At 73.3% G+C, this 23,777-nt stretch carries 20 protein-coding genes and 1 riboswitch; of the genes, 11 read left to right on the top strand and 9 right to left on the bottom strand.

Annotation, left to right across the window (positions count from 1 at the left end):
- Positions 1 to 74: 74 nt before the first annotated feature.
- The 3 genes from O7615_RS10235 to O7615_RS10225 all read left to right on the top strand — a co-directional run bounded on the left by O7615_RS10235 (position 75) and on the right by O7615_RS10225 (position 2,373).
- Positions 75 to 581: a DUF3263 domain-containing protein gene (locus tag O7615_RS10235; protein WP_278177172.1), complete on the top strand. Its 507-nt coding sequence runs from the start codon at positions 75 to 77 to the stop codon at positions 579 to 581.
- Between the two features lie 224 nt (positions 582 to 805).
- Positions 806 to 1,774: a hypothetical protein gene (locus O7615_RS10230; RefSeq protein WP_278177171.1), complete on the top strand. Its 969-nt coding sequence runs from the start codon at positions 806 to 808 to the stop codon at positions 1,772 to 1,774.
- 104 nt (positions 1,775 to 1,878) lie between these two features.
- On the top strand, positions 1,879 to 2,373 hold the full coding sequence (locus tag O7615_RS10225; protein ID WP_278177169.1) for a GNAT family N-acetyltransferase: 495 nt from the start codon (positions 1,879 to 1,881) through the stop codon (positions 2,371 to 2,373).
- A gap of 7 nt (positions 2,374 to 2,380) precedes the next feature.
- Here the strand turns inward: O7615_RS10225 and O7615_RS10220 are convergent, their stop codons facing one another.
- The 7 genes from O7615_RS10220 to O7615_RS10190 are packed head-to-tail and all read right to left on the bottom strand — an operon-like array spanning position 2,381 to position 10,809.
- Positions 2,381 to 4,723, bottom strand: a complete 2,343-nt coding sequence (locus O7615_RS10220) for an AAA family ATPase (RefSeq protein ID WP_278177168.1) — start codon at positions 4,721 to 4,723, stop codon at positions 2,381 to 2,383.
- A 22-nt stretch (positions 4,724 to 4,745) separates the two neighbouring features.
- Positions 4,746 to 5,288, bottom strand: a complete 543-nt coding sequence (locus O7615_RS10215) for a hypothetical protein (protein ID WP_278177167.1) — start codon at positions 5,286 to 5,288, stop codon at positions 4,746 to 4,748.
- A 40-nt stretch (positions 5,289 to 5,328) separates the two neighbouring features.
- Positions 5,329 to 6,099 carry an ATP/GTP-binding protein gene (locus O7615_RS10210; RefSeq protein WP_278177166.1) on the bottom strand — a complete coding sequence of 257 codons (771 nt, stop codon included), beginning with the start codon at positions 6,097 to 6,099 and terminating at the stop codon, positions 5,329 to 5,331.
- Positions 6,077 to 6,559: a DUF742 domain-containing protein gene (locus O7615_RS10205; RefSeq protein WP_278177165.1), complete on the bottom strand. Its 483-nt coding sequence runs from the start codon at positions 6,557 to 6,559 to the stop codon at positions 6,077 to 6,079. The genes O7615_RS10210 and O7615_RS10205 overlap by 23 nt, the downstream gene beginning before the upstream one ends.
- Entirely contained in the window at positions 6,556 to 7,026 is a 471-nt protein-coding gene (locus O7615_RS10200; protein ID WP_278177164.1) for a roadblock/LC7 domain-containing protein, read from the bottom strand. The genes O7615_RS10205 and O7615_RS10200 overlap by 4 nt, the downstream gene beginning before the upstream one ends.
- Complete coding sequence (locus tag O7615_RS10195) at positions 7,023 to 9,629, bottom strand: nitrate- and nitrite sensing domain-containing protein (RefSeq protein WP_278177163.1); 2,607 nt, start codon at positions 9,627 to 9,629, stop codon at positions 7,023 to 7,025. Before O7615_RS10195 ends, O7615_RS10200 begins: the two co-directional genes overlap by 4 nt.
- The gene (locus O7615_RS10190; RefSeq protein ID WP_278177162.1) at positions 9,616 to 10,809 is read right to left on the bottom strand and encodes a hypothetical protein; all 1,194 of its coding nucleotides are present in this window, start codon (positions 10,807 to 10,809) and stop codon (positions 9,616 to 9,618) included. The genes O7615_RS10195 and O7615_RS10190 overlap by 14 nt, the downstream gene beginning before the upstream one ends.
- A gap of 368 nt (positions 10,810 to 11,177) precedes the next feature.
- Between O7615_RS10190 and O7615_RS10185 the strand changes: the two genes are divergently transcribed.
- Positions 11,178 to 14,045, top strand: a complete 2,868-nt coding sequence (locus O7615_RS10185) for an alpha/beta fold hydrolase (RefSeq protein ID WP_278177161.1) — start codon at positions 11,178 to 11,180, stop codon at positions 14,043 to 14,045.
- Positions 14,045 to 14,944 carry an ABC transporter permease subunit gene (locus O7615_RS10180; RefSeq protein WP_278177160.1) on the top strand — a complete coding sequence of 300 codons (900 nt, stop codon included), beginning with the start codon at positions 14,045 to 14,047 and terminating at the stop codon, positions 14,942 to 14,944. The genes O7615_RS10185 and O7615_RS10180 overlap by 1 nt, the downstream gene beginning before the upstream one ends.
- 15 nt (positions 14,945 to 14,959) lie before the next feature.
- On the opposite strand, the gene O7615_RS10175 is transcribed toward O7615_RS10180, so the two are convergent.
- On the bottom strand, positions 14,960 to 15,649 hold the full coding sequence (locus O7615_RS10175) for a DUF4232 domain-containing protein (protein WP_278177159.1): 690 nt from the start codon (positions 15,647 to 15,649) through the stop codon (positions 14,960 to 14,962).
- Between the two features lie 675 nt (positions 15,650 to 16,324).
- On the opposite strand from O7615_RS10175, the gene O7615_RS10170 reads away from it, so the two are divergent.
- The 4 genes from O7615_RS10170 to paaN all read left to right on the top strand — a co-directional run bounded on the left by O7615_RS10170 (position 16,325) and on the right by paaN (position 21,376).
- Entirely contained in the window at positions 16,325 to 16,774 is a 450-nt protein-coding gene (locus O7615_RS10170; RefSeq protein WP_278177158.1) for a DoxX family protein, read from the top strand.
- A 175-nt stretch (positions 16,775 to 16,949) separates the two neighbouring features.
- Positions 16,950 to 17,085, top strand: a riboswitch (SAM riboswitch).
- A 10-nt stretch (positions 17,086 to 17,095) separates the two neighbouring features.
- Entirely contained in the window at positions 17,096 to 18,382 is a 1,287-nt protein-coding gene (gene thrC, locus O7615_RS10165) for a threonine synthase (protein WP_278177157.1), read from the top strand.
- Between the two features lie 248 nt (positions 18,383 to 18,630).
- Positions 18,631 to 19,650, top strand: coding sequence for a GNAT family N-acetyltransferase (locus O7615_RS10160; protein WP_278182043.1), 1,020 nt, complete (start codon positions 18,631 to 18,633; stop codon positions 19,648 to 19,650).
- A 52-nt stretch (positions 19,651 to 19,702) separates the two neighbouring features.
- Positions 19,703 to 21,376: a phenylacetic acid degradation protein PaaN gene (paaN, locus tag O7615_RS10155; protein ID WP_278177156.1), complete on the top strand. Its 1,674-nt coding sequence runs from the start codon at positions 19,703 to 19,705 to the stop codon at positions 21,374 to 21,376.
- Between the two features lie 242 nt (positions 21,377 to 21,618).
- Here paaN and O7615_RS10150 read toward each other — a convergent pair whose 3' ends face one another.
- A complete protein-coding gene (locus O7615_RS10150; RefSeq protein WP_278177155.1) occupies positions 21,619 to 22,149 on the bottom strand; it encodes a GNAT family N-acetyltransferase in 531 nt (176 codons plus the stop codon).
- A gap of 211 nt (positions 22,150 to 22,360) precedes the next feature.
- Here O7615_RS10150 and O7615_RS10145 point away from each other — a divergent pair, with 211 nt between their 5' ends.
- Complete coding sequence (locus O7615_RS10145) at positions 22,361 to 22,564, top strand: cold-shock protein (RefSeq protein ID WP_013288855.1); 204 nt, start codon at positions 22,361 to 22,363, stop codon at positions 22,562 to 22,564.
- 129 nt (positions 22,565 to 22,693) lie between these two features.
- Positions 22,694 to 23,692 (top strand): hypothetical protein, encoded by a 999-nt coding sequence (locus O7615_RS10140; RefSeq protein ID WP_278177154.1) that lies wholly within the window; start codon positions 22,694 to 22,696, stop codon positions 23,690 to 23,692.
- The last annotated feature ends 85 nt before the right edge of the window (positions 23,693 to 23,777 follow it).

The raw sequence follows: 23,777 nt of genomic DNA, 5'->3' as shown, positions 1-23,777 counted from the left end.
TGCCTGGTGGCCGTGGCTAGGCTGGGAGACTCGGTTGGCGTCGCCCGTGCCGGCCGCCCCTCGTGAGGAGCCCCATGCAGCCCGCCGACGCCAGCCCGGCAGCGCAGACCGGCCCGGACGCGGTCACGGTGCCGCCGCCGAGGTCCGCGCCCGAGCTGGAGTCGGCCCCGGATGAGGTCACACCCGAGACAGCCCCCGCCCCCGCCGCGCCCCCCACCACCGCCGACCCCGGCGCTGCCGGGTCCAGGTCCGGGGGTGTCGAGGTCGAGTCCGGCAGTGCCGGGGCAGTTGGCGGCGCCGGGTCCGTGGTCAGCGCTGCCGGGGCAGCGGTCAGTGGGGAACCGGCGGCGGGCGGTCTCGGTGAGCGCGAGCGGGAGATCCTCGCCTTCGAGCGGCAGTGGTGGCGGCACGCCGGCGCCAAGGAGCAGGCCATCCGGGACCGTTTCGGGCTCTCCGCCACCCGCTACTACCAGCTGTTGAACGCGCTGCTGGACGATCCGGCCGCGCTCGCCGCCGACCCGGTGCTCGTCGGCCGGCTGATCCGGCTACGCGCCTCCCGCGCCCGCAACCGCCGCCGCTAACCAGCGCGCCCCAGGAACCCCACCCTCACCCTCCCACCGCGGCGATCTTGCAGTTGTGGTCACCTGAATGCCGGTATTGAGATGTTATGCCGCGACCACAACTGCAAGATCGCCGGGGCTGGGGCTGGGGCCGGGGCCGGGGCCGGGGCCGGGGCCGGGGTGGGGGTGGGGGTGGGGGCATGGTGGGCGGGGGGACGGGTAGCCTCCGGGCGGGGGTGGCGGCGATGGGTGGAGGCGGGGCACGACCGGGGCGGATGGGGCAGCCGGGGCAGCTGGCCGGCGGGGCCGGGCCGCCCGAGGCGGCGCCCGGCGAGCGTCGCCGGGGCGCGGTGGTGGGGACGCCACCCACTCTGCGGGTACGCTCCGCGTCCGCCCCGCCGCCGGGCCGGGCGGTCAACGAGGATCTGGTGTTCCACTTCGGCCCGCTGGTCGGGGTGCTGGACGGCGCCACCGTGCCGGAGGGCTTCGACACCGGCTGCGTACACGGGCCGCAGTGGTATGTCCGGCATCTCGCTGCCCGGCTGGGCCTGGCGGAGGCCGCCCGCCCGGCCGCGACGCTGGTGAGCAACCTGGCCGCGGCGATCCTCGCGGTCCGCGCCGACCACGGCGGGCAGTGCGACCTCGATCATCCCGGCACCCCGTCGAGCACCGTGTGCCTGCTGCGCGACGGCGGCGACCAGGTCGACTATCTCGTGCTCTGCGACAGCCCGTTGGTGCTGGACACCGGCGGTCGGGTCGACGTGGTCGCCGATGACCGGCTGGCGGCCTCGGCGGCGAGCCTGCGCGACACCGCCGCCGCCCTGCCCGAGTCGACCGACTGGACCACCCGGTTCCGGCACGCCGTCACCGTGCAGCGGGAGCGGATGAACCGTACGCACGGCTACTGGGTCGCCGCCGCCGACCCCGACGCGGCCTACCAGGCGGTGGTCGGGACGCTGCCGCTGCGGGGGCCGGACGCGCTGCGGCGGGCGGTGCTGCTCACCGACGGCGCGTCCGCCGCCGTGGAGGAGTTCGCGCTGTTCGACTGGGCCGGCCTGCTCGACGTGGTGGCCGCCGAGGGGCCGGGCGCGCTGATCGAGCGGGTACGGGACGCCGAGCGGGACCATCCCGACCGGCTGCGTCGGCACAAGCCGGCCGACGACGCGTCGGCCGTGTACTGCGAGTTCACCCGGCTGGGCGACAACCCAGCGTGAGGTGTGACGGGATTTCGGCCCGACCGGCCGGTCCCGCCCGCCAGAGGGTCCGGTCGCCGCCAACCGGGTGGACTTGCGGCGCCGGGCGCGGGAGACTGCGGCACGTGACGGGTGCGGTCCGGTTGGAGCCGGTGGCCGAGCAGAACCTCGAACCGTTGCTCTCCGTAGCGGTCGCCGAGGCGGAGCCGGCCGACGTGATGCCGCCCGTGGCGGCACCGACCGGGTGGTCGCACGCCCGGCGGGAGGCGTTCCGGGAGTTCCATCGGGCCAACTTCGGCGGGCTCGACGGGCACACCCGCACCGCGATGTACGCGATCGTGGCCGGCGGCGAGGTGGTCGGGATGATCCGGATGGGCCGGCGCGACGAGCCGGACGCCGTCGAGGTCGGCATGTGGCTCGGCCGTTCGGCCCGGGGGCAGGGCATCGGCCCGGCGGCGCTGCGCGAGCTGTTGCACCTGGCGGCGGCGGCCGGCATGCGGACCGTGGTGGCGGACACCACCCGGGAGAACCGGGGCGCCCTGTCGGTGCTGGAGAAGTGTGGCGCGAAACTGCGCGAGGACGGCGACCGGGTGTACGCCGAGATCTCGCTGGAGGGATAGCCGGCGGTCAGCCGCGCTGTTCGGCGTACGCGGCGAGCCAGGCGACCTGGGCCGGGTCGAGTGAGGGGCGTACCCGGGACCGGGCCGCCGTGACGTGCTCGGCGGTGACCGTGGTGGCGGTCAGCGACTCGCGCATCGCGGCCAGCGCCGCCTCCCGGATCAGGGCCGCGCAGTCGGCCGCCGAGAAGCCGTCCAACTCCTCGCCCAGCCCGGCGAGGTCGACGTCCTCGGCGAGCGGCACGGTGCGCGCGGCGGCCCGCAGGATCTCCGTCCGGGCCTCGGCATCCGGTGGCGGCACGTAGACCAGCCGCTCCAGCCGTCCGGGGCGCAGCAGCGCCGGGTCGATCAGGTCGGGGCGGTTCGTCGCGCCGACCACCACGACGTTGCGCAGCGCCTCCACCCCGTCCAGCTCGGTCAGCAGCGCAGCGACCACCCGGTCGGTGGTGCCGCCGTCGGTGGCCTGGCCGCGTACCGGAGCCAGGGCGTCCACCTCGTCGAGGAAGACCAGCGTCGGCGCGGCCTCGCGGGCACGGCGGAACAGTTCGCGTACCGCGCGCTCGCTCTCGCCGACCCACTTCGACAGCAGCTCCGCGCCCTTGACCGACAGCACGTTGGCCCGGCCGGTGCCGGCCAGCGCGGTGACCAGGTAGGTCTTGCCGCAGCCCGGTGGGCCGTAGAGCAGCACCCCGCGCGGCGGTTGCACGCCGAGCCGGGCGAACGTGTCCGGGTAGGTCAGCGGCCACAGCACCGACTCGGTGAGCGCCTGCTTGACCTCGACCAGGTCGCCGACGTCGTCGAGGGTCACCCGGGCCAGTTCGAGGGTGGCGGCGGCCATGGTGGTCGGCCGGACCACCTCCAGGGCGGCGGTGAAGTCCGCCATCAGCACCGTCGGCGTCTGCGCCGACTTCTGTCGCCGGGCCGCGCGCACCCCGGCCTCGCGGACCAGGGCGGCCAGATCGGCGGCGACGAACCCGGGGGTACGCGCGGCGACCTCGTCGAGCCGTACGTCGTCGGCGAGCGGTACCGGGCGGGTCAGCACGGTCAGCTGCTCCCGGCGCAGCGCGGCGTCCGGCAGCGGCACGTCGATTCGCAGCGAGAGCAGGTCCGGGGCGCGGAGCGCCGGGTCGAGGGCCTCCGGCCGGCTGGTCGTGCAGACCACCGCCGTCCCGGCCCGGACGACCTGTGCCACGCACTGCCGGAACACGGTGGCCACCGGCCCCGGTGCGTCCGCCGGGGCGAGCGCCTCCACGTCGGTGACCAGCAGCACGGCCGGCCCGCCGGCCAGCACCTCGGCCGTCACCGACCGCAGCGTGGCGGCGGCGGAGGAGTTGCTCAACGCCGCGATCTCCGGCGCCCAGAGGCGGTGCACCCGGGCCCCGACCTGGGCGGCCACCGCCCGGACCAGCGCCGACTTACCCGAGCCGGCCGGGCCGCTGACCACTGCCCCGAGCGCCACGGTGGTGCCCAGCCGGCGGAGCACCTCCCGGTGGTGGAAGCCGAGGTCGAGCAGCTCGGTCAGCTCCTCGGCCTGGGCGCGCAGGCCGGGCAGCTCGTCCACCGACGGCACGTCCCGCGCGTCCACCTCGCCGGCCCGGATGTCGGTCGGTCCGACGTCGGTGCGGGCGGCGTCCCCGCCCCGCACGGCGGTCCAGGCGCGGCTGCCGCCGCCCGCGCCCGCCGCCGGGGAACGATCGGTTGCGCCGCTCGCCGGCAGGGTTCCGGTGTCACCGGCCAGCGGCCGGGCACCCGATCCGGTGCCGGCGTCGCCGTGGGTGGCCGGGCCGTGTTCCCAGCCGACGAGGGTGTCCATGGTGACCAGTGCGCCCGGGTCGGGCTCGGCGGCGACGACCCGCAGCAGGGTGCTGGTCCACGCGTAGCCGACCCGGGTGGAGAGGCTGCGCCGGGCGGCGTCGACCAGGGTGCGGGTCGAGGCGTCCGGCAGCACGTCCTGGGGCAGCAGCGAGACATCGTCGCCGGTGGTGACCACCTTGCCGAGCAGCGCCAGCCGCAGCATCTCCGGGGAGACCACCGCGACGATCTCCGGCGGCCCGGCGAGCAGCACCCGCTGCGCGGCGGTGACCGGGGCGGGGCTGAGCCGCACCTGCCCGCCGTCGCGTACGCCGAGGTTGCCCAGCATGAGATCGTCGGCGTGCAGCAGGGCGGCGCTGGCCGTCTGCTCGGCCGGCGCGACGATGCCGGCGGTCACCCGGCGGCCGGCCAGCCGGACCGGATCACCCGGCCGCAGCGCGAGCGCGGTGAGCGCCTCCGGGTGCACCCGGACGATGCCCCGCCGGGCGTCCAGTGCGGCCGGCCGCAGGCTCGCGATCAGGGTCAGCTCGGGTTCGCCCACCGCCCGACCCTAAACGGCCCGGTCATCTCCCGTCCGGTCGGCCCGGCGGCTCCTCCCCGGTGAGCAGCGACGGGTCGCGGCGGATCAGCTCGGCCAGCCGGGCCGCCGGGTCCTCGCTCGGCCCCTCCTGAAGAGCGGACCAGCCGGGGACGGTCTTCACCGACATCGGCCAGGCCGGTGGTCGCGCGGCGGGCTGCCCGCTGACCGTGACCTGCTGGTCGACCCATTCGACCCGCAGGTCGTACGCCTGCCCGCCGTGCTCGACCTGCGCGGTGACGGACGCCCCCGGGTGTGCCGCGACGACCGCGCGCAGCGCCTCGGCGGCATCCTCCACCGGGTGCCGGGGTGGTGCCTCGTGGGCCGGTTCGCGGGCGCTGGCCCACCCGGGCCCCGCGTTGCGGCTGTCGACCCGGCTCACCCGCGAGCCGGGCGCGTGGTCTGGGTACGCCTCCGGCTCCGGACCGAGCTGGTCGTCGGCCGGCCCGGTCGGGTCCGTGGCCCGTCGGCGCAGCGCCTCTTCGCGCCGGCGCATCCGGGCCAGGGTCTCGTCCAGTCCGCCTCTCATCCGCCTCACCCCCTCCACGAGGGGCCGCGAGCCGTTCGGCTCAGGCCCGTTTCTCCCGGGTCGCCCGGTCCAACGCCCGGTCCAGGACGACCAGTAGAGCGTCCCGCACCGAGAGTCGGTCCCGGGCGTCGAACTGCACCAGAGGTACATGTTCGCCGATCGCCAGGGCCCACCTGATCGCACCGAGGTCGTGCGCCAGTCGTCCGTCGAAGGCGTTCACCCCGACCACGAAGGGCAGCCCGGCCCGTTCGAAGAAGTCGATCGCCGGGTAGCAGTCGTCCAGCCGGGCGCTGTCGACCACCACCAGCGCGCCGAGCGCACCCCGGGCCAGGTCGTCCCACATGAAGCCGAACCGGGTCTGGCCGGGCGTACCGAACAGGTAGAGCTTCAGGCTGCGATCGATGGTGACACAGCCGAAGTCCATCGCCACCGTGGTGGTGGTCTTCCCGGAGCGTTGTCCCGGATCGTCGACGCCGATCCCGGCGGTGGTCATCTCCGCCTCGGTGGTCAGCGGAGCGATCTCCGAGATCGAGCCCACGGTGGTCGTCTTGCCGACCCCGAAGCCGCCGGCCACCAGGATCTTGACCGGGATCGGCGGCGTCGCGCGCGGTGCACCGGTCGGGGCGGGCGTCGCGGCCGGCGGCCGGTAGGGCGGCGGTGCCGTCGGGGCCGCCGGGGGAGGGGCCGGTGGGGTGGCCCGTCCGATCGACGGCGGGTGCGGTGCGGGGCCGCCATAGCGGGCCGCGGCGCTGTTGGCGGAGAGCGCGCCCGGTGGGGCGACCGGCCAGTCAGGAGATTGCACGGAGTCCATCAATCACTCGCAGGATGACGTCGGGGTCGAGGGCGTCGTCGGCGTCGGTGACGTGTACGTCCAGATGGCCGGCGGCGCGCAGGTCGCCCACCAGCACCCGGGTGACGCCGAAGTGCAACCGGGCCTTGGCGGAGATCTCGGCTACCGAGATCGGTTCACCGCAGAGCGCCACGATCGCCTGGAGTTCCGGGGTCAGCCGGGTGGCCGTGACGCTCCACGGTTCGGTGGTCGGCCGGGCGGTCACCTGGGTCTCCAGGCCGATCGTAGGGTCGGCACCGGCCACCCGGCCGGCGGTGAGCACGAAGGGGCGCGGTCCGGTCGGTCCGGCCGCCTCGGGCTCCGATCCGACCGCCGCCGGTGCGCCCGCCGGGCCGGCGGAGCCGGCCGGGGAGGACTCACGCAGGTAGGGCCGGATGCGGACCACCGGCTCCTGCTCCGCACCGGCGGCGTCGGGATTCATTGCTGTACGGAGTTCTTGAGTTCGGCGATCAGACGCGGGGTGAGCGCACCACCGGCCCGACCGGCGAAGAGGGTCATCTCGTAGGCGACGGTGCCCAGGTTCGCCGACCGGTCGGCGACCACGCCGAGCACCGAGCCGCTGCTGATCGCGCTGATCAGCAGGTAGCCCTCGGCCATGTCCACCACCACCCGGTTCAACCCGCCCAGTGCGTACCAACTGGCGGCGCCGCCGGCCAGGCTGGTCATGCCGGAGACGACCGCGGCGAGGCGTTCCGCGTTGGACCTGTCCTTGATCGCGGACATCGCCATCAGCAGGCCGTCCGACGACACGGCGATCGCCTCCAACACGCCCGCTGTCCCCGAGGTGAAGGAGTCCAGGAGCCAGTTGAAGGTGCGGGCCTCGGGGCTGAGGTCGCCGGCCTGATGGCTCTGGTGGTCGAGGTTCTCGTGTACGTGCGGGCTGGTCACCGTGGCGTTCCCTCTTCGTCGCTGCGGTCGTTACGGACATCGTGCAGAGCCCGGGCGACGCCGGTCTCGAACGCGTTGATGCGATCGCGGACCTCGGCCGGATCGCCCGGGTCCTGGGCGAGCGGTTGCTGCGGTAGCTGGGCGATCAGGTTGGCACCCGGAACCCGCCGGGACAGCTGCGCCAGCCCGGCAGGGACCGGCGGCTCCACCGGCTGCGGCAGGGCGCCCGCCTGGCTCTGCTCGGCCCGGCGTACCCCCGACTCGAACTCCTCCACCGCGGCGCGGGCGGCAATCGGATCGGCGCCGGTGGCGTCCACCGGCCCCACCTTCGGTGCTGTTGCCGGCAGGCTGGCGCCGGGCACCCGCTGCCGGATCCCCGGCATCGGGGCGGGTGGGCCCGCCGAGGTCGGCGGGATCGGCGGCGCCGCCACGGTCGTCGCGTCGACCCCGGTCGCGACGGCCGGCTCCGCGCCGGTCGCGGGCGCGGCGTCCGGGCTGGTGGCGAAGGCGTCCCAGGACTCGGACAACTCCATGCTCTCGGTGGCCCGGGTCAGCAGCTTCGGGTCGAACCCGGGCCGGGCCGCCGGATCCGTCGCCGGCCGGGCCGGGCCGACCACCGCCAGCGCCTCCTCGGGCGAGGTCGCCTCCCCGGGCGAGGCCGCCTCCCCGGACTGCGGCCGGGTCGGCAGCGCGGCCATCGGGACGACGGCCCGGCCGACCGGGGCGAGCGGAAGGCCGGCCTGTTCGGGGGCCCCGATGATCAGCGACACGCGGGGTAGCTGCACGGTGGCGGTGACGCCGCCGCCGGGGGTCGCGGAGAGGCCGACCGCCCAGCCGTGCCGGCGGGCCAACCGGCCCACCACGAACAGCCCCAACACCTCGGTCGGGGCGAGGTCCAGCCGCTCCCGGCGGGTGAGCCGGGCGTTCTCGTCGGCCAGCCGCGCCTCGGTCATGCCGATCCCGTGGTCGATCACCGTCAGGCGTACGCCGGTCTCGATGAGTTCGCCGCTGACCAGCACCCGGGTGTGGGGTGGGGAGAAGACGGTGGCGTTCTCCATCAGCTCGGCGAGCGCCAGCACCAGATCGCCGATGATGGCCGGCGCCGCCGCGACCTCGGTCGGCACCTGGACGTCCACCCGCGTGTAGTCCTCGATCTCACCGAGGGCCAGGCGGACCACGTCGGCCAGCGGAACCGGCGCGACGTGTGCGACGTCGCCCGTGGCGCCGGAGAGCACCACGAGGTTGCCCGCGTTGCGCCGCAGCCGGCTGGAGATGTGGTCGAGCCGGTACAGGTTCTCCAACCGTCCCGGCTCGGTCTCCTGCTGCTCCAGCCGGTCGATCAGGGCGATCTGCCGACCGACCAGGTTCTGGGTACGCCGGCCGACGTGGCCGAACATCTGGGCGACGTTGCGGCGGCTCGCCGCCTGCCGCTCCACCAGCCGGGCGGCCGTGCTCTGCACCCGTTCGAACGCCCGGGCCAGGTCGCCGATCTCGTCCCGGGCGCGCACGTTGATTGGATCGAGGCGGACCGGTTGCGCGTTGTCCGTCTCGTCGTCGGCGACCCGGACCAGTTCGGACTCGGCGACCCGGGCGACCCGGTCGGCGGAGCGGGTGAGCCGGGTCAGCGGCCCGGTCACCGTACGACCGATGGCCAGGGCGAGCAGCACGACGACGATCAGGGTCAGCGTGACCAGGCCCGCCACCCAGTACGCACCGGCGAGCGCCGCCTGGCGCTGTGCGCGTACCTCGGCGGTCACGTCGGCGACCAGCTTCTTCTCCACGAACTGACCCAGCGTGATCAGCGAGGAGATGGTCGGGAAGAGGGCCTCGACGGGGGTATCGGCCACCGCGCCCACCGGGTCCAGGGCGCTCTGCTGGAGGAACTCCGGGCTGGTGCGGGCGTCGATCGCGGTCTGCTCGATGCCCACCAGCGCCTGCTGCTCGGGGGTGAGCAGACCGAGCATCTGGTTGCTCTCCGACTGGAGGGTGGCCATGTTGGCCACGAACGCGGTGGCGAGCTGCGGATCCGGTGCCACGGCGACCAGCACGATCATGGCGCCACCGTTGCTGAGCCCCTCGCTCTTGCGCAGGATGCCGTCCAGCGCCAGCACCTGCCGGCCGGCCGGGGAACGGGTGTCCACGTCGTACGGCAGCCGCAACGAGTCGATCAGGGCGAGGTGGATCGGCCCGTACGCGCCGATGACCTGTTCGGGGGCGGCCCGTCCGGCCAGCACCGCCGTCCGGACGTCGGCCAGTTGCTTGATGCCGTCGAGGGCACCGCGCACCTCGGTCGGCAGGTCGCCGCCGAACTCGACGCGCAGGTCGACGATCCGGTCGTCCACCTCTGCGATCTCCTGCACCAGCTGGCTGCGCTCGACCTGCCCCAGCAGGAGCCCGATGGCGAGCATGCGTTCGCGCTGGAGGTGTTGGAGCAGGGTGCCGACGCGGCTGGCGACCTGGACGGTGCTCTCGATGTCGCCGGCCCGCTGGGCCACGCCGACCCGTTCCCAGACGACCGGGAGCGTCAGCCCCAGCACGCCGAGCAGCGGAATGATCACCAGCAGGGTGAGCTTGCCCCGGATCCGGAGCCTACCGAGCAGCATCGAAGGGCCTCCACCGGTCCGGCTCGTGGACCTGGCCCACCGGCAGGAGCGTTGGTGGCTGCTCGCCGGCCGGGCCCAGCCCCATGGGCTCCCACCGGGCACCGGCGGCCGGGGTCGGGGTCGGTTCGACGCTTGCGCTGCCGGGTGATCCGGGCCTGGCGGAGGTGTCCCGTGGGCGGGACACCCAGCCGTGCACCGCGAGGGCGATCAGCAGCAGGCCGGCGAGGCCGCCCGCGCCGAAGACCAGCAGGCGGTCGCGGTTCAACCGGTCGAGCCGATCCACCAGCAGCCGGTCGATCTCGTCGAGGAGGACAGGCTGGAGCTGCTTCGCGGCCTGCTGCGCCTCGTTCCGGGCGGCGACGAGCCGGGTCGCGTCGATCGTGCCCGCGCGGTCGATCGGCTGAGAGAACAGGGCCATTGCCTCGACCGCGCGCTGGTAGGCGTCGAACGGGGTGAGCACGCTCGCGCCCAGGTCCGCGCTCTCCGACCTGTCCACCACGGCCCGAAGGTTGTTGGCGAGGTCAGTGGCGGGTTGCAGGGCGGCGCCGCGGAGGGTGGCCAGCTGACTGAGGGAGCGGATCTGGTCGGTGGCGGGCCGCCGGCCGATCAGCACGACCAGGTCGGCGAGCCGGCCCGCGGCCACCATCGCCTCCGGCATCTCCTCGCCGACGCCGTCCTGGAGGAAGTACAGGTCGGCACCGGAGTCCCGGATCAGGCCGGAGGTCTCCCGGACCTTGCCGTGCAGGGCCAGTAGCAGGTCGGTGACCTCGCCGTACACGGTGAAGGCGGCCTCGGGGTCGGTGAGTGAGCGTTCGGGCAGCGCCTCCAGTTTCGCGCGGAGCCCGGCCCACCGTTCGCTGGTGCTCAACTCGCCACCGATCCGGGCGTCGACCGTCGCGGCCTGCTCCACCGCCTGGTCGAGGGTGCCCCGGGGCAACGGTCGGCCGTTCACGGCGGCGGTCTGCGCGTCGACCAGCGCCTCGGTGACGGGGCCGAGGGCGCGAAGGTACTCGACGCCGAGCCGTTCCCGCTCGGCGATGTCGTGGTCGGCGTCGATGAGCCGGTGGGCCTGTATGACGAGGAACGCCACCGGCAGCAGCAGCGCGATGGCGAGTAGCAGCGGCAACAGCCGGCCCGGTGCCCGGGGCCGGCGACGGACCCGCGGAGCGGGAACGGTCATGGTTGTCTCCTCCGGCGGTGGCGCAGGTTCTCGGACGGCGCCGACGAGCCGGTCCCGTGCGCCGGACCGGAAAACTAATCGACGCGGGATGGCCTGTATCCGGTCTGCGAGGGTCAGCTTTTCGTCACTTCGAGCGATGTCACTTACGGCGATCGATCCGATCACGGTGCGTGCCGCTGGCCCGGGGGATAGGCGTGCTTGGGTACGGATTCCGATGAAAAGCAGGAATTACCATGATGCGAAGCCGTCCCAAGGTTTGCCACTGGACGTTGGGCGGATGACCTTCTCCGGATGACGATCGGCCCACCAGGACGGACGTACGGCGGATCTCAGCTACCACTCAGGTTTCGGGCCGTACCGTGTGCCGCATGAGATCGCCGTTCCCGGCCGCACGGATCCGACGTGCCCTGCCCACCGGCCGCCGGGCGTTCGCCGCCGCGGTGGCCGTCGCCCTGCTGGCGGCGGCCGTGGTCTGGGCGGTCTGGCCGGACCGGCCGGGCTTCCGCACCGAGTCCGCGATGCTCACCGTCCGGTCTGGACCGGGCGGTGACGAGCCGGTCGATCTGGACACCACCCTGTACCTCCCGCGTGACACCGCCGCCGGCCGGAAGGTGCCGGCGGTGCTGCTCGCCCATGGCTTCGGCGGCACCAAGAACTCGGTCCGCACCGATGCCGAGGAACTGGCCGACCGGGGATACGCCGTGCTGACCTGGACCGCTCGGGGCTTCGGCCGCAGCGGCGGCCAGATCCACCTGGACAGCCCCGACCACGAGGTACGCGACGCCCAGCGGCTGCTCGACTGGCTGGCCGAGCGCCCGGAGATCCGCACCGACGCCGCCGGTGATCCCCGGGTGGGGGTGGTCGGCGGCTCCTACGGCGGTGCCCTGGCGCTCCTGCTCGCCGCCCAGGACCAACGGGTGGACGCGATCGTCCCCATGATCACTTGGAACGACCTGTCCCGCGCCTTCCTACCGGAGAGCGCCGGAGGCGAGCCGACCGAGGGAGTGTTCAAGTCGGGCTGGGCCGGCATCTTCTTCGGCGGGGGAGGCAGCGTCGGCTCCGGCCCGGCCGGAATCTCCGGCAGCACGGACGAGGCATTCGAGGGCGCGCCCGCCCCCGGCCCGCCCAGCCCGGCACCGGGGCAGGGGCCGGGAACCGCACCGGGCGCGCCGACCGGCGGCGCGGGCGCCGATCCCGCCTGCGGCCGGTTCGCCGCCGAGGTCTGCCTGGCCTACCTGCGCATCGCCGCCACCGGCCGGGCCGACCAGGCCGCCGTGGATCTGCTGCGCCGCTCCAGCCCGGCCGGAGTGCTGGACCGGATCACGGCACCCACCCTGCTGGTGCAGGGCGCGGCGGACACCCTCTTCCCGCTCGGCGAGGCCGACGCCAACGCCCGGGGCATCGCCGCGGGTGGCACCCCCGTGCGGGTCGCCTGGTTCACCGGCGGGCACGACGGCGGCGCGGGGCCGCGTACCGACTCCGACCGGGTGAAGTTCCTGACCGCGCAGTGGCTCGACCACTACGTCGCGGGCACCGGGGACGCGCCCGGCGGCACCTTCACCTTCTCCCGGATCGCCGGCTTCGACGCGATGGACCGCGGGCTGGTGGCCACCGGCTACCGCACGGCGGACTATCCCGGCCTGGGCGGGCAGTCCCGGCACGAGGTGAGGCTGGAAGGGCCGGCGCAGCGGGTGGCGAACCCGCCGGCCGGGACCCCCGCCGCCATCTCGTCGGTGCCGTTCGCCGGCTCGTTGAGTTCGCTGCTCAGCGGCGTGGCCGGGGACATCCCCGGGCAGCACGCCCGGTTCGAGTCCGAGCCGCTGGCCGAGGCCGTCGACATCGTCGGGTCGCCGACGGTCCAGATCCGCGCCGCCTCGGCCGCCGGCGAGGCGGTCCTCTTCGCCAAGCTCTACGTCGTCGACCCGGAGGGCGCCGCGACCCTCCCCAGCGGACTGATCGCCCCGATCCGGCTGACCGACCTGCCGGCGACGATCGACGCCGCCCAGCCGGTCACCGTCACCCTGCCGGCGATCGTGCACCGGGTGGAGGCGGGGCACCGGCTCCAGTTGGTCGTCGCCACCTCGGACCAGGCGTACACCACCCCGATCGCGCCGAACGTGCACACGGTGGCGGTCGGTGATGCGCCGGTGAGCCTGCCGACGGTCGACGGCGACCCCATCCCGACCGAGGCGGTGCTCTGGCGCTGGGCGCTGGCCGGGCTGCTCGCCGCGATCGTGGTCGGGCTCGTCGTGCTCGTCGCCGTCCTACGCCTGCGGCACCGCCGCCAGGACACCTCCGTGCATCCGGCGTACGCGGACACCCCGTTGGCCGTGCGGCAGCTGCGCAAGGAGTACGCCGACGGCTTCGTGGCGGTCTCCGAGGTCGACTTCGAGGTGCACCCCGGCCAGGTGGTCGGCCTGCTCGGGCCCAACGGTGCCGGCAAGACCACCACGCTGCGGGTGCTGATGGGGCTGACCCAGCCGACGGCCGGGGAGATCTACGTCTTCGGGCACCGCCTGGTGCCGGGCTCACCGGTGCTGTCGCGGATCGGCTCGCTGGTCGAGGGCCCCGGATTCCTGCCGCACCTGTCCGGCCTGGAGAACCTGCGGGCGTACTGGCGGGCGACGGGCCGGCCGGAGGCCGACGCCCACTTCGACGAGGCGCTGGAGATCGCCGGGCTGGGCTCGTCGGTGCACCGGCGGGTCCGCAAGTACAGCCACGGCATGAAACAGCGGCTCGCCATCGCCCAGGCGATGCTCGGCCTGCCGGAGCTGCTGGTGCTCGACGAGCCGACCGACGGGCTGGACCCGCCGCAGATCGCCGAGATGCGCCGTGTCCTCCAGCGCTACGCCACCGACGGCCGGGCGGTGCTGGTCTCCAGCCACCTGCTCGCCGAGGTGGAGCAGACCTGCACCCACGCCGTGGTGGTGAACAAGGGCCGGATCGTGGCCGCCGGGCCGGTCGAGGAGATCGTCGGCGACTCACCCAGCGTGCTGTTCGAGGTGAGCGACCCGACGGCGGCCCGGGGCGTGCTGGACGGCCTCGACGGCGTACGGGTGCTCGACGACGCCGACGGGCAGCTCGTGGTCGACACCGACGGCACCGCCCGCAGCGAGGTGGTGGCCGAGTTGGTGCGGGCCGGGATCGGAGTGGATCGGGTGGTGCCCCGGCGCCGCCTGGAGGACGCCTTCCTCGCCCTGGTGGGCGAGAACTCTCGGGGAAGCGGGGACCGGTGATGGCGGGATCGACTGTCGAACCGACGCGGGACGCGGCCGGCGTGGCAGCCTCGGGGGCCGCCGCCGGCTACCGGCCCGCGCGGACGCTGCCGTTCGGCGCGGAGTTCCGGCGGCAGGCGTCACGACGGCGTACCCAGCTGGCGCTCGGCTTCATGGTGCTGCTGCCGCTGATCATCCTGATCGCCTTCCAGTTCGACTCCGGCGACGACGACAACGGGCGGGGCGAGTTCGGCAGCCTCGTGTCGTTCGCCACCTCCGGCGGGCTGAACTTCACCCTCTTCACCATCTTCGTCTCGGCCTCGTTCCTGCTGGTCGTGGTGGTGGCGCTCTTCTGCGGCGACACGGTGGCCAGCGAGGCGAGCTGGGGCAGCCTGCGCTACCTGCTGGCGATCCCGGTGCCCCGGGCCCGGCTGCTCACGGTGAAACTGCTGGTGGCGCTCGCGTACTCGGGACTGGCCCTGGTGTTGCTCGCCGGCACGGCCCTGGCCATCGGCACCCTCCGCTACGGGTGGTCGCCGCTGCGCAGCACGGTCGCCGCGCAGCTGGAGCCGGGCGAGGGGCTGCTGCGCCTGCTCGCGGTGCTCGGCTACCTGGCGGTCGTCCTGCTGGTGGTCGCCGGGCTGGCGTTCCTGCTCTCGGTGATCACGGACGCCGCCCTCGGCGCGGTGGGCGGTGCGGTGCTGCTGTGGATCCTCTCCAGCATCCTGGACCAGATCACCGCCCTCGGCGCGATCCGGTCGTTCCTGCCGACCCACTACAGCACCGCCTGGCTGGGGCTGCTCTCCACGCCGGTGCAGACCGACGACATCGTCCGGGGCGCGGTCTCCGCGATCTGCTACGCGACCGGATTCTGGGGGCTGGCCTTCTGGCGCTTCACCCGCAAGGACATCACCAGCTGAGAGCATCGCCCCCGGTCAGAGCAGGGGGACCGGTGTGGTGGGCGGCGGGGTCGGCGCTGCGGGGGTCGGCGTGGGCGTGCTCGGCTCGCGCTTCTGCCAGGCGCTGACCCCGAGCCGGTCGGTGTTGCCCAGGTCGATCCCGCCCTCCATGGCCACCTCCTGTACGGGTTGGCCCGGCAGCGGGGCGACCGCCAGGTGCTCGGCGTTGGTCGCCACGACGGTCGGGTCGGTGACCAGGTTGCGCCAGAGCAGGGCGGCGCCGGCCGCCTCGCCGGGAGCCAGGAGCAGCGGCCGGGGCGGATCGTCGAAGCCGGAGGTGATGCCCTTCGCCCCGTGGATCACCCGGACCCCGATGACGTTCCCGCCGGCGTCCCGCAGCTGCGGCGCCGGATACCCGTTCAGCCGGTAGGGCCGGTCGCCGCAGTTGACCAGTTCCAGACCCATCGCCCGCAGCCCCATGGCGGCGCTGACGCCGGGGGAGCTGATCCGTACGCCGGAATCGGGGCAGGCGGACGTCGGACCGTTGCCGGCGGACGGGCCGTCATCGCCCGGCGGTCTGGCGGCGGGTGTGCCGGGCGGGGCGCTCGCCACGTCGCCAACCGGCGCGCAGCCGCCGAGCAGGGCGAGTGTCGCGGCGAGCAGGACCGGTGCCGCGGCAGACCGTCGGCCACCAGTGGTGCGGCTGCGGGCCGTTGTCGCTGGCATCGGGTCATCGTCGCACCGCCGGGGCCCGGCGACCGCCCCGGGCCTGTTCCCGGCTCGCGGCCGCCGTGAGCCGCCGCTTGGACTCCGCGCCGCCCGCCATCCCAACCCATTCCGAATACCGATACCTACCGTCAACCCCTGGTGAGATCACGTCACTGCGCCGATTTGTTCGATCGGCGGCGCCGGGGCCGGCCGAATCGACCGACGCCCGTGACACGGTTGTGAGGGCTTCAGCGGGCGGGCGCCGTCCACCGAATGGTCTAAGCCGACGTGCCGCCGAGGGTCGGGTATTCGCGCACAGAATGGTGACGCGGTCGCCCCGGCCGTGACGTCGACTGGCCGGTGAACACCCATCCGGAGCCGCTTCGCCGCGTGCTGACTCGCCACCATCCTGACCATGTAGATCTGGAATAGCTCTATTAGCCGAGAATGGAAGCGATCCAGATTTGTGGGCGTTCGCCGATCGCGACTATTCGGACACTGTCGGAGGCATCGGGCGCATTTGTCGCCCCAATGGCGGGTGTAAGTCGGCGGCCTGGCTGAACCTGGCCCGTCCTCGGAAGTTCCAGTCGGTACGATGGGATGGGAGCGTTCCCACGAAGAGAGAAACCATCGACAAACATCGATGCGTTTCCGCATTCTGATGCCACCACCCCACTTACAGGAGGTATCGGAATGCTCACTGACCGGTTAGGCGGGCCGGCCCTGTCCCTGTTCCGCATGGTGATCGGGCTGTTGTTCCTCATCCACGGCATGTCGTCGCTGTTCGGCGTCTTCGGCGGCAACCGCGGCACCGGCGAGGCCGTGCCACTCGGCCAGTGGCCGGGCTGGTACGCCGCGGCGATCCAGCTGGTGTGCGGCGCCCTGGTGCTCGTCGGTCTCTTCACCCGGCCGGCCGCGCTGCTGGCATCGGGCTCGATGGCCTACGCGTACTTCGTGGTCCACCAGCCCGAGGCGCTGCTGCCGCTGCTCAACCGCGGCGAGCTGTCCGTGCTGTTCTGCTGGTCGTTTCTCCTGGTCGCGGTCCTCGGCCCGGGGACCTGGGCGCTGGACACCCTGCTGCGGCGGCGCGGCGAGGAGGCGGTGCCACTCGACGCGCCCGCACCCCGGTCGGTGCCGGCCTGACGGCAGCGCCCCTGGACGTAGCGATCCGAGGGACTCGATGCCACACAGACAGCGTCGTCTGTGTGGCATCGCCGCGTGGCGGAGTCGCGCGTGACACCTGAGGAATCGCTCACAGGCTGAGATCGACGGGAGACGGGCGCGGCCGGATTGCCTAGACTCGGCGACACAACTGCATACCTCATCCAGAGGGGCTGAGGGATACGGCCCGACGACGCCCCGGCAACCACCCCGCACGCTCATCGTTGAGCGTCCGGCGGGGCAGGTGCCAATTCCGTCCCCGCCGCAGGGTGCGATGCGGGGAAAGATGAGAGGACCCTCGACATGACGTCGACGCTCGCCCCGTCCGGCATCGACACCACCACCAGCCCCGCCCGCGCCCTGGTCTGTCGCGCCTGTTCGGCCCGCTACCCGCTCGCCGCGCAGCATGCCTGTTACGAGTGTTTCGGTCCGCTGGAGGTCGACTACGACCCGGCCGCGCTCGCCCGGGTCACCCGCGAGCAGATCGAGGCCGGCCCGGACAACCTCTGGCGGTACGCGGCCCTGCTGCCCGCCGGCCAGGACCCGGCGAGCCGGGTCACCCTGGATCCCGGCCGCACCCCGTTGGTGACCGCCGGCCGGCTCGCCGCCGAGTTGGGCATCACCGGTCCGCTGTGGGTCAAGGACGACAGCGCCAACCCCACCCACTCGTTCAAGGACCGGGTGGTGTCGGTGGCGCTGACCGCGGCCCGGGCGCTGGGCTTCTCCCGATTCGCCTGCGCCTCCACCGGAAACCTGGCCAACTCGGTCGCCGCGCACGCGGCCCGGGTGGGTGTGCCGTCGGTGGTCTTCATCCCGAGCGACCTGGAGCAGGGCAAGGTCGTCACCACCGCCGTCTACGGCGGCGATCTGGTCGCCATCGACGGCTCGTACGACGACGTGAACCGGCTCTGCGGTGAGCTGGTGGAGACCGACGAGTTCGAGGACACGGCGTTCGTCAACGTCAACGTCCGGCCGTACTACGCGGAGGGCTCGAAGACGCTCGGCTACGAGGTCGCCGAGCAGCTCGGCTGGCGGATTCCCGCCCAGGTGGTCATCCCGATGGCCTCCGGCGAGCTGCTCACCAAGATTGACAAGGCGTTCAGCGAGCTGGTCGAGGTCGGCCTGGTCGAGGCGCCGGCCGCCGGCTGGAAGGTCTTCGGTGCGCAGTCGGCCGGCTGCAACCCGATCGCCACCGCCCTGCACGCCGGCAGCGACACCATCAACCCGGTCAAGCCGACCGGCATCGCGAAGTCGCTCAACATCGGCGACCCGGCGGCCGGCCTGTACGCCCTGGAAGCGGTGCGTCGCACCGGCGGCTGGATGGAGTACGCCGACGACGACGAGATCCGCGCCGGGGTGCGGCTGCTGGCGCGTACGACCGGGGTCTTCGCGGAGACGGCCGGCGGGGTGACCGTGGCGGTGCTGCGCAAGCTGGTCGAGTCCGGCAAGCTCGACCCGACCGCCGAGACGGTGGTCTTCAACACCGGCGAGGGGCTCAAGACGCTCGACGCGGTCGCCGGCGAGGTGGGGCCCACCCACCGGATCAAGCCGTCGCTGCGGGCCGCCCGGGACGCCGGCCTGCTGAGCTGACCGCGACGGCGGGCAGAGTGAGCGGCTTTTCGCGGGGAGTGAGCAAAACACGCCGCCAGGGACTTGACGGCCGGAACCGGACGGCGCAAGATGCTCCGTGCGGGAGGGCGTTTCGCCGTAGACTTTGAGTCTTTACGACCCAGCGCCGGAGGCGTTGTGCGATCGTCCCTCCCGACCAACGTCCGAGCGGGCCAGCGGAAAATCGCTGGCCCGCTCGTCTGTCTCTCCCGCACGCTGCCGTCATGAGCATCACCATCACCATCACCCCGTTCGGGGCGGCCGACCAGCCGGCCATCGAGCAGGCGTACCAGGTCGGCGCGGACTACGTGGCCGCCGACCTGCCCGACCAGCCGCCGTTCTGCCGGCAGCGGTTCATGGCGATCTTCCACCAGCCGATGCCGGGCGCCGAGTCGGTCGCCCTGCTGGCCCGGATCGACGGAGCACCCGCCGGCTACCTACTGCTCGACCTGCCGCAGCTGGACAACACCGAGAACGCCTCCGCCGAGCTGATCGTGCATCCGGCGTACCGCCGCCGGGGTGTGGGCCGGGCGCTGTTCGCACACGGGCTGGGCGTGCTGCGCGGGCAGGGCCGCAAGCGGGTGAGCGCGATGAGCGCGGCGCACCTGCCCGGCGAACCCGACCGCCCGTCGCCGGCCACCGCCTTCGCCGCCACCGTCGGCGCGGTCGACGCCCTGGTCGACGTGCGGCGGCGACTGCACACCGCCGACCTCGACCAGACGGAGCTGGACGCGCTGCTGGCCGGGGCGCGGGATCGGGCGGTCGGGTACGAGGTGGTGTTCTGGCGCGGGAGCACGCCGGAGGAGTTCGTCGCCGACGTGGCGTACCTCGACGGGCGGCTGCTGGCCGACGCGCCAATGGGCGACCTGGCCTGGGAGCCGGAGCAGGTCGACGCGGAGCGGGTGCGCGGCACCGAACGGGCGCTGGAGGCGCGCGGCAAGCGGCGCTACCACGTCGGGGTACGCCACGAGGCGTCCGGCCGGCTGGTCGCCTGGACGCTGCTGGACGTCGGTGCGGCCGCGGACTGGCACGCCTTCCAGCAGATCACCATCGTCGACCCCGAGCATCGGGGGCACCGGCTCGGCCTGCTTGCCAAGATCGAGAACCTGCGCCATCTGCTCGCCCACGAGCCCGCCATCAGGGTGATCGACACCTTCAACGCCGACAGCAACGATCACATGATCGCCATCAACGAGCAGCTCGGCTTCCGGGTGATCGACCGCTGGAGCAACTGGCAGCTGACCATCTGAGTTGTGACACGCCCCTACTGATCGGGGTGCCCTCTGTTGCATGATGGCGGGCATGACGGAGACCCCGCACCCCCTCTTCGACAGGCACGTCGAGACCCTCAACCGCGCGCTGACCGCGATCACGGAGCGGGGATACTGGTCCGCCTACCCGGAATCACCCAGCCCCAGGGTGTACGGCGAGACCGCCGCCGCCGACGGCAAGGCCGCCTTCGAGGCGTACCTGGGCGGTGACTTCCCGCTCGACCAGCCAGGCGGCGGCGACCGGGTGGCCACCGAGACGAGCCCGTTCGGTGTCGCGCTGGACGTCCGCTACCCGCACGCCGGCGCCGACCAGTTGGTCGCCGCCGCGTCCGCCGCCCTGCCCGCCTGGCGCGACGCCGGACCGCAGGCCCGGGTCGGCGTCTGCCTGGAGATCCTCGACCGGCTGCACAAGCATGTCTTCGAGCTGGCCAACGCGGTGCAGTTCACCAGCGGTCAGGCGTTCGTGATGGCCTTCCAGGCCGGGGGCGCGCACGCGCTCGACCGCGCCCTGGAGGCGCTCGCCTACGCGTACGCCGAGATGACCCGGCACCCGGGCACCGCCGGCTGGGAGAAGGCCGCCGGCAAGGGCGACCCGCTGCGGATGACCAAGACGTTCCACGTGGTGCCCCGAGGGGTTGCCCTGGTCATCGGCTGCAACACGTTCCCGACCTGGAACTCGTACCCCGGGCTGTTCGCCTCGCTCGTCACCGGCAACCCGGTGGTGGTCAAGCCGCACCCGCGCGCCGTGCTCCCGCTGGCCGTCACCGTGCGCTACGCCCGCGAGGTGCTCGCCGAGGCCGGCTTCGACCCGAACCTGGTGCTGCTCGCCCCCGAGGCCCCCGGCGAGCAGCTGGCCTCGACCCTCGCCCTGCACCCGGCTGTGCGGATCGTCGACTTCACCGGCTCCACCGAGTACGGCGACTGGCTGGAGGCCAACGCCCGGCAGGCGGCCGTCTACACCGAGAAGGCCGGCCTCAACACGGTGCTGGTCGACTCCACCGACGACTTCGCCGGGATGTGCCGCAACCTGGGCTTCACGCTGACCCTCTACAGCGGCCAGATGTGCACCACCTCGCAGAACATCCTCATCCCCCGCGACGGTATCGACACCGACCAGGGGCACAAGAGCTTCGACGAGGTGGCCGCCGGCATCGCCGGGGCGGTCGGCAAGCTCACCGCCGACCCGGCCCGGGGCGTCGAGTTGACCGGCGCGATCGTCAACGACGGCGTGCTGGAGCGGCTGGACGAGGTCACCAAGGTCGGCCAGCCGGTGCTGGAGTCGCGTACCGTCGAGCACCCGTCGTTCCCGGACGCCGTCGTGCGTACGCCGACGATCGTCAAGCTGGACGCCGGCGACACCGCGACCTACTCGCGGGAGTGGTTCGGGCCGATCTCCTTCGCCATCGCCACCGACTCCACCGCGCACAGCCTGGAGATCCTGCGCTCGACGGTCGCGGAGAAGGGCGCGCTGACGGCGGCGGTCTACTCCACCGACGAGGCGGTGCTGGACGCCACCGAGGCCGCCGCGATCGAGGTCGGGGTGCACCTGTCCGGCAACCTCACCGGCGGCGTCTTCGTGAACCAGTCGGCGGCCTTCTCCGACTTCCACGGCAGCGGGGCGAACGCGGCGGCCAACGCGGCGTTGACCGATGGCGCGTATGTCGCCAACCGGTTCCGGATTGTGCAGAGTCGGCGGCACGTCTGAGGGGTTGGGTTCCGGGGTTCTGTGGTTGCGGTGGGGGGTTCCGGGGCAGCCCGACCCGCTCCGGGCGGTCAGGCTTGATCCCTGCGCGGGTCGGGCTGCCCCGGAACCCTGACGGGGTCGCCGTGCCGTCCGTGAGTTCGGCGCCGCCTAAGGGGTTCTGATCTTCCTGGTGCTGCCTTGGGGTGGGTTATCGGTCGACGGGGTGTTGGCGGCGTGGGCGCGGTCGGGCGTGGCCGCCTTGCTCAGGCTGGGCGGCGCATGTGGAGTTCTTGGAGGGCGGGGATGGTGGGGTGGGGGGCGCGGACGCCGGTGTCGACGAAGCCCAGGCGCTGGTAGGCCCGGTAGGCGCGATCGTTGCCCACCACCACTTCGAGCATCAGTTCGTCCCGCCCGCAGGCGCGTGACCAGGCGGCGACCCCGGCAACCAGATCCGCGAGCAGGCCGGTGCCGCGCCAGGCGGGGGTGATGTAGACCGCGTAGAGCACGGTCACCTTCGGCTCGGTCGGGTGCACGGTCCCGCCGGCGTGCCCGACCAGGCGGCCGCCCGGGTCCGCCACGAACTGCGCCGTGTCGGCGCCGGCCGAGACCAGGGCGATCCGGGCCGCGTACTCGGCGTGCGGGCGGGCCGCCGCCTCGGCGATCGTCTCCAGGAACGCCAGCGGTGCGTCGGCGAGCATCTCCAGCCGCAGCGCGCGCATCCGGGCGGCGTCGGCCGGCTCGACCCTGCGGATGGCGGCCTGCCGCACGCCGGTCCCGCCGGTGGCACTCGTCATGACCGCATGCCTATCACAATGACGTACGACGATGCCGGTAACCGTAATACGCCCGATTTGTGGTCGTGCGCCGCCGTCACACCTCGTGTACCGTGCGATTTCGGTCACCCGTTTCAGTGGTCGTCGCCGATCGCCGAATCCGGTGGTTTCCGGGCCGTCGGCGCGCCCTCGGTCCGAGTAGTGGAACGCCGCGCAGAGTGAGGACAACACCGTGGCACAGGGCACCGTGAAGTGGTTCAACGCCGAAAAGGGCTACGGCTTCATCGCCGTCGACGGCGGGCAGGACGTCTTCGTCCACTTCTCCGCGATCGAGATGGACGGCTACAAGGCGCTGGACGACGGCCAGCGAGTGGAGTTCGAGATCGCCCAGGGCCAGAAGGGCCCGCAGGCCGAGCGGGTACGCGTCATCGCCTGAGCGCGGAGCACCCACCACCCCCACCGCGATCGTTGTCGGGTGGCCTGATCATGGCCGGAGGGGGGCTGCGGCGCGGGCGCCGCACAGGGGAGGATCGTGGGCTGATCCAGCCGTTGCTGAGGAGAGCCCATGTCCGACCAGCCGCCCCACGCCGGCATGCCGCCGTATCCCGGCCAGCAGGGCCCGCCCGGCCCGGGCTATCCGGCCCAGCCGGGCTATCCGGGTTATCCGGCGCAGCCGGGTTATCCCGTCTACGGCTGGTACCAGCCGGCCGGGTACGGTCTCGACCCCGCCGATCCGTTGGTTACTCCGCCGGGGGCGGGGCTGGGTGGCTGGTTCGCGCGCTGCGTCGGTGCGGCCCGCCGGGGTTGGCGGCTGCTGCTGCCGATCCTCGTGCTCACGCAGGTGCTGCCGGCGGCGGTGCTGTCGGTGCTGTCGCTGGCCGTGGACCCGTCGGCGCGCTGGGATGCCGCGATGGCCAGCGATTCGGCCGCCCTGCCGGCGACCTTCTGGGTCGACCTCTCCGCGTGGCTGGTCGTGCTGGTCGGGGGGAGCCTGATCTTCGGGCTGGTGCAGTGTGTCGGCTGGGCCGCCGGCACCTGGGTGGTCGCCCGGCAGGCGGCCGGTGAGCCGGTCGATCTCGGCTCGGCCCTGCGCTACGGCCTACGCCGGGCGTTGGGCCTCTGGGGCTGGACGTTGATCTCCACCTTGATCATCACCGTCGGGTTCTGCCTCTGCTTCCTGCCCGGCGTGTACGCGGCGTTCGCGCTCGCCATGGTCGGCCCGGTGTACCTGTTCGAGCGGCGAGACCCGATCGGCCGCTCGCACCGGATGCTGCGCGACCGGCTGGGACTGCTGCTCGGCCGGGTGGCGCTGGTCATCGGGGTCGTGATCGGTGGGTCACTGGTGGCAGGGCTGGCGGAGTCGGTGGCGATCCTGCCGTTCGGCACCACACCGCTGGACTCGCCCGGCTCGACGGTGGGTGTGGTCCTGACGATCGCGGTGGTGGCGGTGCTGGCGCTGCCGGCGTACCTCGCCCAACTGGTCGGACTGGTCGTCACGTACGCCGAGCAGCGTGCCCACGAGGGCCCGGTGAACGGCGCGCAACTGGCCGCCGAACTCGGCTGAGCCCGGCCATCGTGCTTGCACTCGGCAGGGCAGAGTGCTAAACAAGTCATTGGCACTCGCATGGCGTGAGTGCCAGCTGGTCGGG

Origin of the sequence: Micromonospora sp. WMMD1082 (assembly GCF_029626175.1) — a bacterium.
Classification (GTDB): Bacteria; Actinomycetota; Actinomycetes; order Mycobacteriales; family Micromonosporaceae; genus Micromonospora.
Note: the sequence above shows the minus strand (reverse complement) of the source record. Positions and strands in the feature narration are given on the sequence as shown.